General features: G+C 61.1%; 20 protein-coding genes. 11 read left to right on the plus strand and 9 right to left on the minus strand.

The window, feature by feature from the left end; genetic code table 11:
* Positions 1-65 precede the first annotated feature (65 nt).
* Both LVD08_RS16205 and LVD08_RS16210 read left to right on the plus strand, forming a co-directional pair.
* The gene (locus LVD08_RS16205; RefSeq protein WP_098968180.1) at positions 66-1,397 is read left to right on the plus strand and encodes an aminotransferase-like domain-containing protein; all 1,332 of its coding nucleotides are present in this window, start codon (positions 66-68) and stop codon (positions 1,395-1,397) included.
* Between the two features lie 64 nt (positions 1,398-1,461).
* On the plus strand, positions 1,462-1,848 hold the full coding sequence (locus tag LVD08_RS16210; protein WP_247268634.1) for a c-type cytochrome: 387 nt from the start codon (positions 1,462-1,464) through the stop codon (positions 1,846-1,848).
* 63 nt (positions 1,849-1,911) lie between these two features.
* On the opposite strand, the gene LVD08_RS16215 is transcribed toward LVD08_RS16210, so the two are convergent.
* The 3 genes from LVD08_RS16215 to LVD08_RS16225 form a co-directional block, all read right to left on the minus strand.
* Complete coding sequence (locus LVD08_RS16215; RefSeq protein WP_210557711.1) at positions 1,912-3,555, minus strand: sensor domain-containing diguanylate cyclase; 1,644 nt, start codon at positions 3,553-3,555, stop codon at positions 1,912-1,914.
* A 226-nt stretch (positions 3,556-3,781) separates the two neighbouring features.
* Entirely contained in the window at positions 3,782-4,222 is a 441-nt protein-coding gene (locus tag LVD08_RS16220; RefSeq protein WP_247268635.1) for a phage infection protein, read from the minus strand.
* A gap of 124 nt (positions 4,223-4,346) precedes the next feature.
* Entirely contained in the window at positions 4,347-4,916 is a 570-nt protein-coding gene (locus LVD08_RS16225) for a chorismate mutase (RefSeq protein ID WP_247268636.1), read from the minus strand.
* A gap of 126 nt (positions 4,917-5,042) precedes the next feature.
* On the opposite strand from LVD08_RS16225, the gene LVD08_RS16230 reads away from it, so the two are divergent.
* Both LVD08_RS16230 and LVD08_RS16235 read left to right on the plus strand, forming a co-directional pair.
* On the plus strand, positions 5,043-6,401 hold the full coding sequence (locus tag LVD08_RS16230; protein WP_027614711.1) for an MATE family efflux transporter: 1,359 nt from the start codon (positions 5,043-5,045) through the stop codon (positions 6,399-6,401).
* Between the two features lie 98 nt (positions 6,402-6,499).
* Positions 6,500-7,060, plus strand: coding sequence for a YceI family protein (locus LVD08_RS16235; protein ID WP_096795612.1), 561 nt, complete (start codon positions 6,500-6,502; stop codon positions 7,058-7,060).
* A 15-nt stretch (positions 7,061-7,075) separates the two neighbouring features.
* Here the strand turns inward: LVD08_RS16235 and LVD08_RS16240 are convergent, their stop codons facing one another.
* Positions 7,076-7,288 carry a YXWGXW repeat-containing protein gene (locus tag LVD08_RS16240; RefSeq protein WP_027614713.1) on the minus strand — a complete coding sequence of 71 codons (213 nt, stop codon included), beginning with the start codon at positions 7,286-7,288 and terminating at the stop codon, positions 7,076-7,078.
* 41 nt (positions 7,289-7,329) lie between these two features.
* Positions 7,330-7,653 (minus strand): YXWGXW repeat-containing protein, encoded by a 324-nt coding sequence (locus tag LVD08_RS16245; protein ID WP_247268637.1) that lies wholly within the window; start codon positions 7,651-7,653, stop codon positions 7,330-7,332.
* Between the two features lie 194 nt (positions 7,654-7,847).
* Between LVD08_RS16245 and LVD08_RS16250 the strand changes: the two genes are divergently transcribed.
* Positions 7,848-8,534: a GNAT family N-acetyltransferase gene (locus LVD08_RS16250; protein ID WP_115990153.1), complete on the plus strand. Its 687-nt coding sequence runs from the start codon at positions 7,848-7,850 to the stop codon at positions 8,532-8,534.
* Between the two features lie 199 nt (positions 8,535-8,733).
* Here the strand turns inward: LVD08_RS16250 and LVD08_RS16255 are convergent, their stop codons facing one another.
* Entirely contained in the window at positions 8,734-9,372 is a 639-nt protein-coding gene (locus tag LVD08_RS16255) for a TetR/AcrR family transcriptional regulator (RefSeq protein WP_247268638.1), read from the minus strand.
* An 86-nt stretch (positions 9,373-9,458) separates the two neighbouring features.
* On the opposite strand from LVD08_RS16255, the gene LVD08_RS16260 reads away from it, so the two are divergent.
* Positions 9,459-10,046 carry an NAD(P)H-dependent oxidoreductase gene (locus LVD08_RS16260; protein WP_247268639.1) on the plus strand — a complete coding sequence of 196 codons (588 nt, stop codon included), beginning with the start codon at positions 9,459-9,461 and terminating at the stop codon, positions 10,044-10,046.
* Between the two features lie 92 nt (positions 10,047-10,138).
* On the opposite strand, the gene LVD08_RS16265 is transcribed toward LVD08_RS16260, so the two are convergent.
* Together LVD08_RS16265 and LVD08_RS16270 are read right to left on the minus strand one after the other, a co-directional pair.
* Positions 10,139-11,257: a DmpA family aminopeptidase gene (locus tag LVD08_RS16265; protein WP_247268640.1), complete on the minus strand. Its 1,119-nt coding sequence runs from the start codon at positions 11,255-11,257 to the stop codon at positions 10,139-10,141.
* 147 nt (positions 11,258-11,404) lie between these two features.
* Complete coding sequence (locus LVD08_RS16270; protein WP_247268641.1) at positions 11,405-12,520, minus strand: polyamine ABC transporter substrate-binding protein; 1,116 nt, start codon at positions 12,518-12,520, stop codon at positions 11,405-11,407.
* A gap of 111 nt (positions 12,521-12,631) precedes the next feature.
* Between LVD08_RS16270 and LVD08_RS16275 the strand changes: the two genes are divergently transcribed.
* The 3 genes from LVD08_RS16275 (at position 12,632) to LVD08_RS16285 (ending at position 14,959) form a co-directional block, all read left to right on the plus strand.
* On the plus strand, positions 12,632-13,411 hold the full coding sequence (locus LVD08_RS16275; protein ID WP_247268642.1) for a helix-turn-helix transcriptional regulator: 780 nt from the start codon (positions 12,632-12,634) through the stop codon (positions 13,409-13,411).
* A 677-nt stretch (positions 13,412-14,088) separates the two neighbouring features.
* Positions 14,089-14,460: a DUF6124 family protein gene (locus LVD08_RS16280; RefSeq protein WP_247268643.1), complete on the plus strand. Its 372-nt coding sequence runs from the start codon at positions 14,089-14,091 to the stop codon at positions 14,458-14,460.
* Positions 14,461-14,599: 139 nt separating this feature from the next.
* A complete protein-coding gene (locus LVD08_RS16285) occupies positions 14,600-14,959 on the plus strand; it encodes a DUF6124 family protein (RefSeq protein ID WP_247268644.1) in 360 nt (119 codons plus the stop codon).
* Between the two features lie 273 nt (positions 14,960-15,232).
* On the opposite strand, the gene LVD08_RS16290 is transcribed toward LVD08_RS16285, so the two are convergent.
* On the minus strand, positions 15,233-16,000 hold the full coding sequence (locus LVD08_RS16290) for a helix-turn-helix transcriptional regulator (protein ID WP_247268645.1): 768 nt from the start codon (positions 15,998-16,000) through the stop codon (positions 15,233-15,235).
* Positions 16,001-16,704: 704 nt separating this feature from the next.
* On the opposite strand from LVD08_RS16290, the gene ycaC reads away from it, so the two are divergent.
* Both ycaC and LVD08_RS16300 read left to right on the plus strand, forming a co-directional pair.
* The gene (gene ycaC, locus LVD08_RS16295; protein WP_007966399.1) at positions 16,705-17,337 is read left to right on the plus strand and encodes an isochorismate family cysteine hydrolase YcaC; all 633 of its coding nucleotides are present in this window, start codon (positions 16,705-16,707) and stop codon (positions 17,335-17,337) included.
* Positions 17,338-17,538: 201 nt separating this feature from the next.
* Positions 17,539-18,474, plus strand: coding sequence for a Gfo/Idh/MocA family protein (locus LVD08_RS16300; RefSeq protein ID WP_247268646.1), 936 nt, complete (start codon positions 17,539-17,541; stop codon positions 18,472-18,474).
* The last annotated feature ends 127 nt before the right edge of the window (positions 18,475-18,601 follow it).

Consider the following 18,601-nt stretch of genomic DNA (forward strand, 5'->3'; position numbering starts at 1 on the left):
GCTTTGAGAGAATCCTATGATTGAGAATCAGGACAATCAAAAAATTGTCATGGATACATCCCGACATGTCCCGCTCTCGCTACAAGACCCTCGTCGACACTTACGCCGCCGACATTCGCACCGGACGTCTGGCGCCCGGCACCCGTCTGCCGACGCACCGGCAACTGGCCACGCAGGAAGGCCTGGCGCTGGTCACGGCCTCGCGGGTGTACGCCGAACTCGAAGCCATGGGGCTGGTCAGCGGCGAAACCGGGCGCGGCACCTTCGTGCGCGAAACCTCGTTGTCGCCGGGGCAGGGCATCGACCAGAAAGACGTGGCCGTCGGCATGATCGACCTGAATTTCAACTACCCGTCCTTGCCCGGTCAGACGCAATTGTTGCGCACCGCACTGCGCCAGTTGGCGTTGTCGGGAGATCTGGAAGCGTTGTTGCGCTATCAGCCACATGCCGGCCGGGCCCACGAACGGGCTTCGGTCGCGCGCCATTTGCTCAGTCGCGGTGTCAGCGTCGACGCCGAACAAGTACTGCTGGTCAACGGCGCCCAGCAGGGGCTGGCGGTGACGCTGATGGCGTTGCTCAAGCCCGGCGATGTGATCGCCGCCGATGCGTTGACCTATTCCGGGTTCAAAGTGCTGGCCGAGGCGTTGCATCTGGAAGTGGTGGCGATCCCGGTCAACGAGCAGGGGCCGGATCTGGCCGCGCTGGAAAAACTCTGCCGCAGTCGCTCGGTGCGTGCGGTGTACAGCATGCCGACCCTGCATAACCCGCTTGGTTGGGTGATGCCAATCGAGCAGCGCGAAGAATTGGCTGCCATCGCGCGGCGGCATGATCTGACCCTTATCGAAGACGCGGCCTACGCTTTTCTGGTGGAAGACCCGCCGCGTCCTCTGATCGACCTGGCGCCTGAGCGCACGGTCTACGTTTCGGGCCTTTCGAAGAACATCGCCACCGGCCTGCGCGTCGGTTTCATTGCTGCGCCTGCGGCCCACGTTCCGGCACTGGAGCGGGTGATTCGCGCAACCACCTGGAACACCCCGGGACTGATGACCGCGATCGTCTGCGGCTGGCTCGACGACGGCACCGTGATCGAACTGGAAGCGCAAAAACGCCACGATGCTCAGGCGCGCCAGGCACTGGCTGCCGAGTTGCTCAAAGGGTTGCCATGCGTCGCCCATCCGAACTCGTATTTCCTGTGGCTGCCCTTGCCGGAAGACGTGCGTGCCGATCAGATTGTGGTGGAGCTGATGCAGAAGCAGATTTCGGTCACCACGGCCGAGCCGTTCGCCGTATCGGCCCATGTGCCGCATGCGATTCGACTGGCCCTGGGTTCAGTGGAAATGGATGTGTTGCGGCAGGCCTTGACCACCGTCAGGAAGGTCATTGCCGCTTACCTGTAAAACGAGGCCCGGGGGACAGATGTTACCCTTGCGCAGCCAGATTCAAGCCGTTCCGGAACCTTCGATGAAAAACACTGTTGCACTCTTGCTTGCCTTGACCGCCACCGCCGTACTGTTCAGCTCGACCACCCGCGCCGCAGGCGATCCGCAAGCCGGCGAAAAGATCTTCCCGCGCCTGTGCGGCGGCTGCCACCAGGTTGGTCCGGATGCGCGCCCGGGGTTCGGCCCGCAACTCAACGGCATCATCGGTCGAGCGGCCGGCACCTCGGCCAATTACGTGTATTCCGAGGCGATGAAAAACTCGGGCAAGACCTGGGACCGCGAAACGCTGACCGCGTATCTGAAAGATCCAAAGGGCGTGGTGCCGGGCACACGAATGATTTTCTGGGGGCTGAGTGACGAGGAGAAGATCGATAATTTGCTGGCGTATCTGCAGCAGTTCCCCAATTAAAGATTTTGCTCGGCCGGCCCGGCAAACCAGGCCAACGGCATTTGCGAAGTCAAAGAGGGCTGATCAAGCCACCTGATTACGGCCCGCCGCTTTCGCCTGATACAGCTGCTGGTCGGCACGTTTGATCAGCATCGTGTGGCTGTTGTCCGCCGGGTCGGCCAGCGCGACGCCAATGCTCACCGTGACCTGTCCGATCTCGGGAAAGTGCGCCTGGGCCACGGCGACACGGATCTTTTCGGCGACCACCTCTGGAGTATCAGGCTGGGCGACTTCCGGCAGCAGTACGGCGAATTCCTCGCCGCCGTAACGGGCGACGAAATCGGTGGCGCGCACGCTGACCTGAATGAGCTGCGCCAATTGCTGCAACACGTCGTCGCCAATCGCGTGGCCGTAGGTGTCGTTGATACGCTTGAAGTGATCGGCGTCGATCAGCAGCAGGGCAAACGGTCGCCCGGTGCGGCGGAACAGCAGACTGTATTCGCTGAGTTTTTCATCGAAGCGGCGACGGTTGTAGACGCCGGTCAGGGCGTCGTGGGTCGCCAGGTTCAACAGGTCGGCATTGGCCTGCATCAGTGCCGCGGTGCGCTGGGCGACGGTGGCTTCCAGCGAGGCGTTGGCTTCCTGCAGTTCGCGCTCCTTGGCCAGCAGCGACCGGGTCATGGCGTCGATCGACTGCCCAAGCTGGGCGATTTCCCGCACCGGGTGCTGCAGCGGGAAGTGTGCGCCGGGCTGTTGGTTCTGCACCTGTTTGGCCGAGTGCGCGAGTTGCTCGATCGGCCGGCTCAGATACTGCGCCAGATAGTACGCCACCAGCCCGAATGCCACGGCGGCGGCCACACCCAGCAGCAACAATTTATAGAGCAGCAGGCGCGCCGGCTCCAGAGCGGTGTCCAGTGGCTGGCGCACGGCAATCGACCAGGACAACGCCGTACTCGAAGGCGTCGGTACGGTGACCATGCTGGTCAGGTAACCGTTGCCGACCGACCAGCCCGGCGACTTCGAATCATTCACCGCCAGTTGCTGGCCCATCAGGGCTTCCGGGTACAGCACCTTGCCGTCGTGATCGATGATCAGCGCTTCGATATCCGGCGACGCATTTTTATGCGAGAACGCTGCCGATTCGACGATACGCGTCACCCAGCTCCAGTGCGCGTGCGCGCCCAGCACGCCAATCACCTGGCCGTCGGCGTTGCGGATCGGGGCGGCGAAGTCGATGAAACGCAGCGGTTCGCCGTTGGGCGTTCCCGGCAGCAGTTTGGCCAGCAACACCGCTTCGTGCGGGTCACCGGTGTACTCACCCCGCAGGCCAGCCTGGAACCATGGCCGTTGCTGCACCGATTGCCCGACCAGCAAATTATTGACCGCTTGATGCACATGGCCCTCGGCATCGGTCACGCCCATCCACGCATACTCGGCCCGGGCCTGGGTGCGCAGTTGCATCGATTTGAGAATCGCCGGGTTGTCGAGGTCGCCGCGTTCCAGATGCGGCGCACGGCTGAGCAGGTAGACCTCCAGCTGGCGCTCGCGTAATTGGTCACCGAGCAACGTTGCCGCAGAACGCGCGGTATTGAGCAGTGAATTGCCGCTGACCTGTTTCATCTGTTCGGTGGCGATATGCCCGACATAGAAGCCGACGATCGCCAGGGTCAGCAGGGACAAACCGGCGAACCAGAGGGTCAGGTGACTTCGCAGACTGGCTTTGAGCATGGGCAGGCAAATTCTGTTTGGACGTTGTGGCCGCATGGTATGCGCATTAAGCGTCGGGCTGCCAGTCGGTCGCTTCGGATAAGCACCGTCGGAAGTTTCGCCAATGCCCTACAAGGCAAGATCCTTTCTGGCGCGGGTTGTTGAAAAGAACCACGCCAGCAAACGACGAAATGTAAAAGCCCGGCTGATCAGGCCGGGCTTCTTTGACTGCTTTAGAGCCGTTGTTTTATGCATTGCGGCTTTCGATCAGACGATCCGAACCACCTTCAGCGACGCGGCGTTCCTGCAGACGATCCGAGCCACCTTCAGCGACACGGCGTTCCTGCAGACGATCCGAACCACCTTCAGCGACGCGGCGTTCCTGCAGACGATCCGAACCACCTTCAGCGACACGGCGTTCTTGCAGACGATCCGAACCACCTTCAGCGACGCGGCGTTCTTGCAGACGATCCGAACCACCTTCAGCGACGCGGCGCTCCAGCAGACGATCCGAACCACCTTCAGCGACACGGCGCTCCAGCAGACGATCAAAACCACCTTCAGCCAGACGGCTTTCAATCAACTTGTCCGAGCCGCCTTCAGCGACCAAGGTGTGAACGGGTGTTGCTGCAAAAGCGTTGACTGCAAGAACCGAGAAAGCGATGCCGAGGATGGTTTGGCGTTTCATGATCGTGTGCTCCGGGGTGTATTGGGTTGGTATGGAGCTGATGTTACGCCGCGGATTTTTTATGAGAACTTCATTGGCGTGATGGTGACTATCGACGCCAGCGATGTATGCCGCAAGTCCGGATTCAGAGCTTCTGCGCCCGAATGCATAGTTCTCCGGTGGCGCGGGTCAGGGCCAGATCATGCAGTGCGTCGTGTGTCAGGCCCTGCCGGGCCTTGGCCAGCCAGACCGGGCAATTCGGGTCGCGGCGATGCGGCGCGAAGTCGGCGTACTGGCGCAGCAGGCGGGTTTGCAGCTCGTCGAGGCGCGGACGAATCTGCTTCGCCAGATCCGGTCGCGGGGTGTCCGGCGCCGCACCAGCCGCTTGCCATTGCGCGAGCAATCCGTACTGCACCAGTTTGTTTGCCTCCATTTGTGCAGCGATCAACTGGGCGACTTCTTCGGGGTCGAGCTGGTGTTCGGTCGCCAGGGTGCGGGCATTGGCGATGACCTGGGCTTCGCGCGGGCTGTCCTGAATCGGCTTGCCACTGTCCCATTTGGTCAGCGCCACCAGGTCGCCGATGTTCAGGCGTTCGTTCAAGGTTGTCAGCAACGGACGCAACGATTCGGAGGAAACAGGGGGCTCGGCGGCGCCGGCAGTGTGGCTGAACAGAACCAGCAGGGAACAGGTCAGAGCATTTCGCAGCGGAGTCATGGGCAGGCGCGTTCCACAAAAAATAGTGCCGACATTTAAGCCTTGAGCAGAGGCGATGTCGACCGACTTTATCCCGCCCATCTAGCGTAATATCCCTCGCATCTCCCACCCCGAGAACGATCCTCAATGCAAACCCCCAGCACCATCAAACCGCTCTGGCAAACCTACCTGCTGTTCCTTGCGCCGATGGTGTTGTCCAACTTCCTGCAATCGATGTCGGGCACGGTCAACAGCATTTACATTGGGCAGATGCTCGGTACGCAAGCGCTGGCGGCGGTGTCGGGGATGTTTCCGGTGATCTTTTTCTTTATCGCGCTGGTGATCGGCCTGGGCGCGGGCGCCGGGGTGTTGATCGGCCAGGCGTGGGGGGCGCGCGAGGCACACATGGTCAAGGCGATCGCCGGGGCAACGCTGTTGCTGGGGGTGTTGATCGGCTTGCTGGCGGCGGTGCTGGGCAGTGTGTTTGCGCGGCAGGCCTTGCAGGGGCTGGGGACGCCGGCGGATGTGCTGGACGATGCGGTGGCGTATGCGCACGTGATGATGTGGATTCTGCCGTCGATGCTGGTGTTTGTGCTGTTCACGCAATTGCTGCGCGGAGTCAGCGACACCGTGTCGCCACTGTTGGCGCTGATTGTGTCGACCTCGGTCGGGCTGGCGCTGACCCCGGCGTTGATTCGCGGCTGGTTCGGTCTGCCACAGTTGGGCATTCAGAGTGCCGCCTTCGCCGGACTGGCCGGTAACCTGTCGGCCATGACGTGGCTGGCGTGGCGGCTGATTCGCAAGGACCATCCGCTGGCGCCGGACCGCGAGTTCTTCGCGGCACTGCGCCTGGACGCGGCGATTCTCGGCAAGGTGCTGCGCATCGGCCTGCCGACCGGGGTGCAGATGATCGTGTTGTCGCTGTCGGAGCTGGTGATTCTGGCGCTGGTCAACCAGCACGGCTCGCAGGCGACAGCGGCCTATGGCGCGGTGACGCAGATCGTCAACTACGTACAGTTTCCGGCGCTGTCGATTGCCATCACCGCCTCGATCCTTGGCGCCCAGGCCATTGGTGCCGGGCAACTGCAACGCCTGGCAGCGATCCTGCGCACCGGGCTGTTGATCAACGTGTGCCTCACCGGCGGTTTGATCGTGCTCGGTTACCTGTTGTCGCACTGGTTGCTGGGATTGTTCCTGACCGAAGATTCGACCCGGGCGATGGCTGAGCACTTGCTGCACATCATGTTGTGGAGCCTGTTGGTGTTCGGCTTCCAGGCGATCATCGGCGGCATCATGCGCGCCAGCGGAACGGTGCTGGTGCCGGTGATTATTGCGATTGTCTGTGTGGTCGGCGTGCAGTTGCCGGCGGCTTACTGGCTGGACGGTCAGTACGGTTTGCAGGGCGTTTGGATGGCGTTCCCGGTGGCGTATCTGGGCATGCTGGTGTTGCAGACGCTGTATTACAAACTGGTCTGGCAGCATCAGAAGATCGAGCGGCTGGTCTGAGCCCGAGCGACACCGGCAGACAAATGACATGGCGCATTCGCCGGTTGTTTGCTTAAGTCAGTCGAGGCCTCGAAGGTTTGCCCTGTCCGGAGAATCCCATGCGTGCCCGATTCACCGCTGTGGCACTGTTTGCCTGCCTGTGCGTCACGAGCGCGGCGCAGGCCGCTGAATACAACCGCGTCAACACCACCGCCAGCCAGATCAGCTTTACCTACAACCAGATGGGCTCGCTGATGTACGGCACCTTCGGCAAGTTCGACGCGACACTGCAGTTCGACAGCGACAACCTCGCCGGCGCCCACACCACATTGCACATCGACCTCAACAGCATCGACGCCGGCAGCACCGACGCCAACACCGAACTGGTGAAACCGGCGTGGTTCGATACCCAGCGCTTTCCCGTGGCGGTGTTCGAGTCCAGCCGTTTTACCCGGGTCACGGGCAATCATTATCTGATCGCCGGCCAGCTCACCCTCAAGGGCATCACCCGCGAGGTGCAGGTGCCGGTCGAGCTGAAACCGGACAGTTCGATCGGCATTTTCGACGGTGAACTGGTGCTCAAGCGTGACCAGTTCGGACTCGGGGCGGGGGAGTGGGCGGACACTGTGGTGTCCAACGACATCGCGATCAAGTTCAAGGTGGTGGCGCCACAGCAGTGACGCCAGCCGCTCAGGTCAATAGGCGCGCCAGTGTCCCGGTGCCCAGCGCCACTCACGTCCATCCCAACGATAGTGACCGGCGACCCAGTGATAACCGGGCGCTGGCATGACCGGCACGACTTCCACCGGCGGCGGTGGCCGATGCGGCCGTACCGGTTCGACAATGCAGCCCGACAGGGTGATCGCGACCAGTGAGGCGGCGAGCAGGGTTTTCAGGTTTCGCGACATGGTGGTCTTCCCGGTAGATAAGTTGTTGTTGCCGAGCGGGTTCACCGGGCCCAGTGGCCTTCGACCCAGTACCAGTTAGGACCGCGCGCCTGCCAGTGGCCTGGTCGCCAGTGCGCGCCGTACCTCACCGGTTGCCAATGACCGGGCATCCACACGTAGCCGCGTCCTTCCCAGCGCCAATGGCCCTGATCCCAGACATAACCGGGGCGCGGGCCGGGCATCACTTCCATGCGCATCGGCGGCGGGGCTTGCTGAACGATCACCACCTGCTGGGCAAACGCTGGCGCACTGGCCAGCGCCTCCAGTGTCACAGGCACCAGCAACAGGGTTTTTCGCCATTTGAACAGTGAACGCAAAACGCTCATGACAACTCCTCAAGGCCTGCGTGAAAAAAGTGAACGCAGCTGAAGAATTGGACGCCAAATCGACGAAAGATCCGAGCCTTGGCAGATGAAATTTTCTTCAGGTCAACCGTCAGCTTGCTTCGGTATTTCCTGCGACGGTGGCAGGCGTCGGGACACGGTATGATGTCGCGGTTTTTCGTCGGAGTTCAGCTGTCATGCCACGCATCACCCACTACAAATCCCCATGCCCCGAAAGCGTCAACAGCCAGATTCTGCAACTGGTGGTCGATTACCTGACCGACATCAGCGCGGTCGGTCTTGGCCCGAGCAATCTGCTGTACAACGTCTATCAGTACGCGGTCGGCTATGAGGTGCATCTGTATCTGGAAGCGCTGAATGGCGAGAAGGGCACCGAGGTGGAATTGCTGGTGGCGACGGCCGAGGACGACCCGGAGCGGGTCATAGGTTTCCTCTTGTACCTGCCGGTGCAAGGCGATTGGGAAGCGTGCAGCGTCGCCTACATGGCCGTGCGCGAAGGTTATCGGCGCCAGGGCGTGGCGCGGGCAATGATCGGCGAGATGATCGGCCGTTATCCGCACGCCGAGCTGACCTGCAGTGTCGGCAAAGTGCCGTACTTCGAGGCGCTGGGTTTCGAGGTGATCGGCGCGCGCGAAACCCAAGTGTTGATGAGCACCCGGCATTACCGCAGCAATGGCCTGCGCGGTTTCATCGACACCACACCGATCTATCGCTCGCTGGAAGTGCAGCAGATCCACACCTACCTGCTGCAGAAAAACGGCAAGCGCGCGATGCTCGATGCCGAAAAACAGCGCGACCGGCATCTGGATCAAACTACCCGTCACGTCGAAGAATTTGTCCGTCAGCGCCTGACGTTGCACTGAGTCCTGAGTCCGGCGCAAAAAACGGACAAAAAAAGAGCCTCAAGGCTCTTTGATGGGGAGAAGTAGAGCCCATGAGGCTCAAGCTGCGCATGAAACAGGGAACAGGCTTGATTTGGGGTTCAGAACACCCGTTCCCTACGCAGTCGCTCAGGAGTCAAGCGCCTGCGTACCTTCATCATGGGAACGCGCGGGGGCTGACTCAAGTACCGCTAGTCGCACGGGCGGCGGCCCGTTCCACCATTGCGATGATGGTGGCGAACAATTCGTCCTTCGCTTGCCCGGCACTGATTTCAGCACTGGCGGCAGCATTCGACAACGCCTCGGCGGCACCGAGCATCGCGCGCAAACCGGCCTGGGTGATTTGCCCGCCAGCGGCCAGCGGTTGCAGCACACTGCGGCACTTTTCGAGGAAGATTGCCTCGTAGTCGCGCTTGATCTTTTCCAGCTCCGGCGTGCTGCCCAGCGCGGCAATCACCCCCGGAATCTCATTGCCCTGCAATAACACGCAATCGACGTACGCCGTGGCGATCACCGTCGCGGTGTCGATGAGCGTTGGCGGGCACTGGTCGATCGCTGCATCCATCACCGCAGTCTGGCGAGTATCGAAGTCGCGATACAGCGCCGCGAGCAAGCCCGAGCGAGTGGTGAAGTGGTCGTAGACCACCGGTTTGGTCACCCCGGCCTTGTCCGCCAGATAACCCAGGGTCAGGGCATCGGTGCCCTCGGCCCGAATGATCTGCCAGGCGACGTCGAGCAACTGGCGGTTGCGATCTTCGCGCGACAGGCGACGTCGCGGTTGGGCAGGGGAATCGGCTTCGGTCATTTCTGTGGTTGACATTGTTTATATACCAAACGTAACTTACTGTTCGTAACTTACCAAGAGTATATAGCCCTTGGTCAGCGCAAACTTACAGGAGAATGACCATGCACGCATTGATTGTTGTGGCGCATCACGAACCGCGTTCGCTGACCCACAGCGTGGCAACGCAGATTGCCGAGGGCCTGACAAGCGCCAACCCTGCCAATACCCGGGAATTCGCCGATCTGTACGCCGAGGGATTTCAGCCGGTGTTCGGCGCAGCGGATTTCGCCGTGCATCACCGCGAGGCGCAGCCGCCAGCCGACGTATTGGCGGAACAGGCACGGATTGATCGGGCCGACGCTCTGGTGCTGGTATTCCCGGTGTACTGGTGGTCGATGCCGGCGTTGCTCAAGGGTTGGATTGATCGGGTGTTCAGCAATGGCTGGGCGTTTGATTTCGCTGGCGACCTCAAGCATGTGAAGAAGCTGCAGCGCTTGCGCGTGCATCTGGTCGGCCTTGCAGGGGCCGATGAACGCGCCTACGAACGCCACGGTTATGGCCCGGCGATGAAGGCGCAGATCGAACACGGGATTTTCGATTACAGCGGGGCGACGGTGGTCAGCTCGACGCTGATGGTGGAGTCGGAGGTGCGTGATCCGCAGGAGCATCTGCAAACGGCGCGACATATCGGCGCCCAGATGTTCACCTGAGTCGCACCTCCTGTAAGAGCTACCGAAGGCTGCGATCTTTTGATTTATGAAAGCAAGGTCAAAAGATCGCAGCGTGCCGCAGCTCCAACAGGTCAGCGGGCGCCGGGCCAGCCGGCCTTGGCGAGGGCGGCGAGCAGAGTTTCCTTATCCAGCCCAGGCACTGCATGCCCGTTGCCCGCGGTGCTCTCGCTGGCGAGCAGGGCGTTGATGATCGCTTCTTCGACTGCTTCGGTGGCGGCCAGGAACAGCTCGCTGATGTGGTCATTGTTGACCATGCGCAAACCGTCGCAGGTCGGCGCACCTTTGCCCTCGTAGGCGGCGGGCGGCACGTGATCGTTGCCGGTGGCGAAGGCGATGAAAATGTCGCCGCTGTGGTCTTCGTTACCGCCGCCGCTGCGCGCCAGACCGAGGCTGGCGCGTTGCGCGAGACGCGTGCATTGATGCGGCAGCAGCGGTGCGTCGGTGGCCAGGCAGACCACGATCGAACCCATGCCAGGATGCGGCAGCGAAGCCCGCAGGAACGGCGAATCCACCTGCTCCATGTAGCGACCCACCGGATAACCGTCGACCCGCAACTCGCTGCGAATGCCGTGGTTGGCCTGGACGATCGCGCCCACCGTCCAGCCGCCCTGAGCGCTGCTCAAACGGCGTGACGCGCTGCCGATGCCGCCCTTGAATTCATGGCAGATCATGCCGCTGCCGCCGCCAACGGCGCCTTCTTCTACTGCGCCGTCATGCGCGGAACTCAGCGCCTCGGCAACATGCTCGGGTTTGACGTGAAAACCGTTGATGTCGTTGAGCAAGCCATCGAAAGTTTCCAGCACCACCGGCATGTTCCAGTAGAGGCGCCCGTCGTCCGGTTGCTGTTGGCGATCCAGCGCAATCAACGCATCGCGCACGACGCCGAGGCTGTGGGTGTTGGTGAAGGCGATGGGACTGGTCAGCAGCCCGGCCTCGCGAATCCACTCAAGGCCGGTGGCATCGCCATTGCCATTGAGCACATGCACCCCGGCGAAGCACGGTTGCTGGTTGGTCGAGCCGCGGCGCGGTTCGATCACTGTGACGCCAGTGCAGATGTCACGTCCGCTGTCGCTGCGGCCACGCACGTTACTGTGGCCGACGCGCACGCCGGGGACGTCGGTGATGGCGTTGAGCGGACCGGGTTGCAGTTGGCCGATGCGGATGTTGAGGTCACGGGCACGAGGTTTCATGTTTTGTCTCTCTGTAAAAATCTGAAGGACTCACGGACTTTGTAGGAGTGAGCCTGCTCGCGATTGCGGTGAGCCAATCAACAAAGATGTTGAATTCAAAGACGCCATCGCGAGCAGGCTCACTCCTACAGGGGAAATGTGTTGGGGTTACTGGCCGTTCTTGACCTTGCTCCACACCCGCGTACGCACGCGTTCGGTGGCTTTGGGCAGCGGTTCCAGGGTGTACAACGTGGCCATCGCCGCGGCCGACGGATACACCGCCGGGTTATCCCGGGTGGCCGCAGCCACCAGTGGCGTCGCGGCGCGGTTGCCGTTGGGGTACGACAGGTGATCACTGACCGGCGCGATCACTTCCGGGCGCAGCAGGTAGTCGATGAACGCCAGACCCTGAGCGCGGTTCGGCGCATCCTTGAGCAGCACCAGCGTGTCGAACCACACCGGCGCGCCTTCCTTGGGCAGGCTGTAGGCGATCTTCACGCCGTTGTGCGCCTGCTCGGCGTTGGTCTTGGCTTCGAGCATCGCCCCGGACCAGCCCACCGCCACACAAATGTTGCCGTTGGACAGGTCACTGATGAATTTCGACGAGTTGAAGTAGGCAATGTGCGGGCGCAATTTGAGCAGCAGCGCTTCGGCTTTCTGATAGTCCTCGGGGTTGGTGCTGTTGGGCGGCAAGCCCAGGTAGTGCAGGGCCACCGGGAGCATCTCCGACGGCGAGTCGAGCATCGCCACCCCGCACTGGCCGAGCTTGGCGAGGTTCTCTTCCTTGAACACCAGATCCCACGAATCCAGCGGCGCGTTGTCGCCGAGCGCGGCGCGCACTTTGTCGACGTTGTAGCCGATGCCGTTGGTGCCCCACAGATAAGGCACGGCGTATTGATTGCCGGGATCGTTGTTGGCCAGTTTGCTCAGCAGATCGCTGTCCAGATTGTTCCAGCCCGGCAGTTGATCGCGAGGCAGCTGGGCGAGGGCGCCGGCCTTGATCAGCGTCGGCAGGCTGAAGTTGCTCGCCACCACCACGTCGTAACCGCTGCGGCTGGTCAGCAGTTTGCCTTCGAGCACTTCGGCGCTGTCGAAGGTGTCGTAAACCGGCTGAATGCCGCTGTCGCGCTTGAAGTCAGCCAGGGTCGTGGGGCCGATGTAGTCGTACCAGTTGTAGACGTGCACGCTCGGTGCGTCGGCGGCACTGGCGACGGATGCGACGCCAAAACAGGCGAGCAGGCCAAGGTTGATGCCCCGGTTGATATAGCCACGACGACAACGCATGATGCGGCACTCCTGGCCTGCGGCAGGCCGGTAATTGACAGGAGTGCTCAGCCTATCGGGGCGGGCACGCCTGACCCATTCCCATCATGGGTTACTCAAAAGGGGTAGAGCGTGGACGCGTTGTTGCAGGAGTTGCCGGTGCACCAAAGTCTGGCGCGGGTGTTTGCCGCCGTCGGCCAGGACGCTTTCTGGCGCGCGCTGGTCGACACGCTGCGCCTGCTGGTGCCGCTGGACAACGCGCTGGTGGCACTGATGAAAGCGGGGCAGGCACCGCAATTGCTGATCGACTTCGACAGCAAGGGCCGCGCCGACGAGCAGGAAGAACTGGCCGGCTACACCGCTGGCATGTACCTGCTCGATCCGTTCTACCAAACCGCCTCGACCGGCATCGCCGACGGCCTGCACAGCCTGGCCTCGGTGGCGCCGGACCAGTTTCTGCACAGCGAGTATTACCAGAGCTACTTTCGCTCGGTGGTCGGTGAGGACGAGTTGCAGTTCATGATCAACATCGAGGGCGGCGTGCTTGGCCTGTCACTCGGACGCTCGACGGCTTTCGATCTGGCGGAGCAGGGCCGTCTGCTGTGTGTGCGCGACTGGGTGTTGGCGGCGATGCGCCGACACGTGCAGCTGTTGCCGCCACAAGGGACCGGCACCGAGCCGGTGGCGGGGGATCTGGCAACGCTGCTCGATCGCTTCGATGCGCGCCTGACCACCCGCGAAGTCGACACCGCGCGGCTGATTCTGCAGGGCTTTTCCAGCAAGGCCATCGCCCAGCAGATGGGCATCTCGCCGGAGACGGTGAAGGTGCATCGGCGCAATCTCTATCACAAGCTCAATGTGAACGGGCATGGCGAACTGTTTGCGCTGGTGTTGCGCCCCCCCACTGCCTGAATCTGTGGGAACTGGCTTGCCAGCAATGACGCCCTTAGAGCCAACCAATCCCCAAATGAATGCACGCATTCCAACTGTGGGAGCGGGCTTGCTCGCGAAAGCGGCCTCACAGTCGACCAGTCCCTGACTGAATGCACTCGATCAAATGGTGGAAGCTGGCTTGCCAGCGATGGCGGCCTGCCAACCGACCAACCTCCCACCTGAATGCACTCATTCCAACTGTGGGAGCGGCGGTGCGACGATTCGACTTGCTCGCGAAAGCGGCCTGCCAGACAACATCAAAACAACAGGGTAACTCTCGATACTCCCGCGCATATAAACCTAACCCCGCAACCACGTTTAAAGTACATGAACCGTTACGCCATACCGGCTACAACGCCTTGCGCCGTTACCTACGCGTACGCCAGAATCCGCCGGCTTACACGGCTATGCGACGGGCTTATCGTTTCCCTGTCACTGAAAATCAGTGATCGGGTTTGGTAGCCCGTCTGTAATAGCTGTATGGCAACACCTTTGCAGTCCCTTTGCGGGGCTCGGTTTTATGGTGGTCATGCGTGGGGCTCACTCGTGAGCGCCGGGTTCCTATTGCAGCCGGTCTACCAACCCGCGTATGGCCACCACCCCTCGTTTGGTAGCGAGAGTGATGGCTCCTGAATAACTGCAATAGGAGTACATCCATGTTCAAAGCCACACCCAACCCCCCAGACACCTCGATCCCGTACGACCCAGCCCTCGACCCGCAGAAGATAAAAGCGGCAACCGACCGCGCCATCAACTTCTACCTCAACCCCGGCGCACTGAAGATCTCGATCCCTTCAACCTCGTCATGCAAGGCGAACAGAATCTTCCTCATCGACCCCACCGTGGACGAGGAAACCTTGCTCGTCGAAGCCTGCGAATCGTTAGCCGCCGCCAGCGACATGGCCCGCGATATTGGCGATGTCGTCGACAACTCACAGCGCCGGGCCATGCTGATGCTGCATCAGGTGATCATGCTCAGTGAACTGATGGTCAACCGGGTACTGGACGGCCGCCGCGTGCCGAACTAATCACCCGGTCCCCTGTAGGAGCTGCCGCAGGCTGCGATCTTTTGATTTTGCTTCTAAAAACAAGATCAAAAGATCGCAGCCTTCGGCAGCTCCTACACGAAGTCATTCTTCCAAAGTACCTTGATCGGAGTTCCTGCTGATGTCCGAAACCCCACCCAATCCGCCGGCCACAGACTCGGTATCACCCTACGAATCCCTCAACTCCAGAAAACTCCACGAAGCCGCCGAACGCGCCCTCGACCACTACCTCGCGCCCGCAAACATCATGGCAACGCCGTACACCCCCAGCAGCATGTTCTTGGTCAACCCGCAAACCGACACCGAATCCCTGCTGGCCAACGCCTGCGAATCCCTGGCCTCTGCCACGGTCATGCTCGGCGATTTCGCCGGCACGCTGGAAGGGCCGAGCCGTAATATGGTGTTGGGCATTGCCCAAGTGGTGATGCTGGGCGAGTTGGCGGTGAATCAGGCGCTGGATAATGTTGTGCCCAAGGAATAGGCGCTGACAGTTCTGGCCTCTTCGCGAGCAAGCCCGCTCCCACAGTTTTAACCGGGTGTTGCTGTAACCATCGGCTCAGCGCATACCGATGTGGGAGCGGGCTTGCTCGCGAATGCGGTGTGCCTGCCAACACCTTAAGTGCCTGACACGGCCTCTTCGCGAGCAAGCCCGCTCCCACAGTTTTAGCCGGGTGTTGCTGTAACCATCGGCTCAGCGCATTTCGATGTGGGAGCGGGCTTGCTCGCAGCGGCAGTTCCTGCAGATCGGGCACCATCAAGCGGCGTGGGGTGAACCGGGCAGGGTGGCGGTATGTTCAGGCGAATACATCCAGCGCATCAACGAATGCCGGCCGCTGATCCCCAGTTTGATTGCGGCGCGCTTGAGGTAGCTTTCCACCGTGTTGACCTTCAACTGCAACTGCTCGGCAAGCTCCGGCGCAGTTCGCCCGGCGAGCAGGCCAATGCACACTTCGGTTTCGCGATTGGACAGGCTCAGGCCCAGTTGCTGCAAACGCTCGTTGAAGCGCAGCCGCAGGTTTTCCAGGCCCTGTTGCGCGCCGTCAGCGCTGGGCGACGGGTCTTCGGTGTTGGCCTGCTGGGGTTGCAGGGCGTGAATGTGTTTTTCCAGCATCGGCAACAGCACCGGAGAAATGTCCTGCAACAAACTCTGCTCCTGAGCCGAGAACCGTTGCGACTGGTCGTTGCGATACACCGAAATCACGTAGCGGTAGCCGTCCTTGCGCCGGGTCAGGTGCAATTGTGAGGCGTCGGCGCTGGCCCCGGCTGGCGGCTCCATTGGCTCGCTCGAGCGTGCGGCAATCTGTTCGCAGAATACCGTTTCAGCCTGCTGGGCCGAGTCTTGGCCGGTTTCCGGCGGGTGGCGATGGGCGGGGCGGCCCACCGGCTCGACGCGCATCTGGCGAATGTGTGTGGCGTCGACCGCCAGTTGTGTCTGGATCAGGTCATGCAGCATCCGCGGAAAGTGCCGGCTGCCGGTGCTCGCAATGACTTTACCGATGTGGGGAAACAGGTGTGAATTCATAAACATCATCCATGAGTTGCAGGTGAAACAGTCCCATTCCTGACCTGCGTCGAGCATGTTCCCTGGTCGGCGCAAATGTCAGGAAGTGGATCCTATCCTAGTACAACGTTTGAAAGACGGTTTAATGAAGGCGTTATTAGCTCATAACTTCATCCACAGGATTGTGAGGTGAACCCAGGAATGGCGGCCTGTCGAGATCATCGTGGGAGCGGGCTTGCTCGCGAAAGCGGTGCGTCAGTCATTTGAGATGTTGCCCGGAATGACCCCTTCGCGAGCAAGCCCGCTCCCACAGGGTTATGCGGTGAACTCAGGAATGGCGGCCTGCCGAGATCCAGTGTGGGAGCGGGCTTGCTCGCGAAAGCGGTGTGTCAGCCATTTGAGATGTTGCCTGGAATGAACCCTTCGCGGGCAAGCCCGCTCCCACAGGGTTATGGGGCACCGCCTACCCGCAAGGCCTCAACTTGATTGGCGCAACGGTGGAGAGGGTCCTGAACCGGGCACCGTACAGTTTGATGATCGCCAAACCAATTCCCGAGGCGGATTGAGTTGGAGGCTGGCAAGCCTGTGTTGTGTCGCCAGGATTGTCCGTTATGAGTTGACAGTGAAACACTTTTCAACCGATTTATCGGTTCCGGTCGTGTCAGTAATCTGTGCCCATGTTCAACGCAACGCCAACTACCTCAACCAAGAAAAGGGATTCAAACATGAGCACTGCAACCTACAACCGCCTGAACAAAGACGACGCCGTAGTCCTGCTGGTCGACCACCAGACCGGTCTGATTTCTCTGGTTCAGGACTTCTCGCCGAACGAGTTCAAGAACAACGTCCTGGCGCTGGCCGACCTGGCGAAATTCTTCAACCTGCCGACCATTCTCACCACCAGTTTCGAACAAGGCCCCAACGGCCCGCTGGTCCCGGAACTGAAGGAAATGTTCCCGGACGCGCCATACATCGCCCGTCCAGGCCAGATCAACGCCTGGGACAACGAAGACTTCGTGAAGGCGATCAAGGCCACCGGCCGCAAGCAGATCATCATCGCCGGTGTCGTGACCGACGTCTGCGTCGCGTTCCCGACCCTGTCGGCACTGGCCGAAGGCTTCGATGTATTCGTCGTCACCGACGCCTCCGGCACCTTCAACACCACCGTCCAGCAAGCCGCCTGGAGCCGCATGACCCAGGCCGGCGCACAAATGATGAACTGGTTCTCGGTCGCCTGTGAGCTGCACCGCGACTGGCGCAACGACATCGAAGGGCTGGGCAATCTGCTGTCGCAGCGGATTCCGAACTACCGGAACCTGATGAACAGTTACTCGGCGTTGACCGCTCAGCAGAAGTGATTGCAGCGTTGTGAACGTGAAAGCCTGCCCTGAAAAGCAGGCTTTCTCTGTTTGCGCCGCTGCATCAGCGTTACTACCCGGCGCGATGAACCGAGCGTTGGCGTCTGCGTTTTTTTGATCAGACTCAGCTGGGTATTCCCTGACGTTTACGGCTAATCTGCGCATTCGCTGACGACAACAAGACAAAAACAGGAGTCATTGATGCAACCGATCCGTCTCGGTCTGGTGGGCTACGGCAAGATTGCCCAGGATCAACATGTTCCGGCGATCAACGCGAATCCCGGATTTCGTCTGGTGGCGGTCGCCACGCAAGGTAAATCCTGCGCCGGGGTGGAGAACTTTCACTCGTTGAGCGAGTTGCTGGAGAACGGCCCCGAGGTGGATGCGATCGCGTTTTGTACGCCGCCGCAAGGTCGATTCGCTCTGGTACAGCAGGCGCTGGCCGCCGGCAAACATGTGTTGGTGGAAAAACCGCCGTGCGCCACGCTGGGCGAGGCGATGACCCTGGTCAGTCAAGCGCAGCAGCAGGGTGTCAGTGCGTTGTTCGCCTGGCATTCGCGCTACGCCCCAGGTATCGAAGCCGCCCGCGACTGGCTCGCCAGCCGCACACTGCAAAGCGTGCAGATCGACTGGAAGGAAGACGTGCGCAAGTGGCATCCCGGGCAGACGTGGATCTGGCAACCCGGTGGTCTGGGCGTTTTCGATCCGGGCATCAATGCCTTATCGATAGTCACCCGTTTGCTGGCGCAGCCATTGTTTGTCGAAGCCGCCGAACTGCGCGTACCGGAAAACTGCCAGTCGCCGATTGCCGCGTCGATCAAGATGTCCGACGCGAACCGACTCGACGTGCAGGCCGAGTTCGATTTCGACCACGGTCACGACGAACTCTGGAGCATCGAGATTCGCTGCGCCGAAGGGGTGCTGCGCCTGGACAACGGCGGGGCGCTGCTGAGCATCGACGGCGTGCGCCAAGTGGTGTCGGAAGAGGGCGAGTACACCGCGGTGTATCGACACTTCCGGCAACTGATTGGCGATCGGGCCAGCGACGTCGATCTGCAGCCACTGCGGCTGGTGGCTGACAGTTTCTTTGTCGGCAGCCGGGTGGCGGTCGAACCGTTTTATGACCCGGCACGTTGATCAGTTGAAGCGGGAGAGCTGTCGCGTGATGACAGCGAACTTGAGCGTCAGGCCTAAGCTAATGCAAAAAGGGTATTTGTTCGTGGTTTTTAAGATCGTTTAGTTTTGTCTCACGACGAATCAAACG

The sequence above is a fragment of the Pseudomonas sp. YL2 genome (assembly GCF_023063025.1).
GTDB lineage: Bacteria > Pseudomonadota > Gammaproteobacteria > Pseudomonadales > Pseudomonadaceae > Aquipseudomonas > Aquipseudomonas putida_A.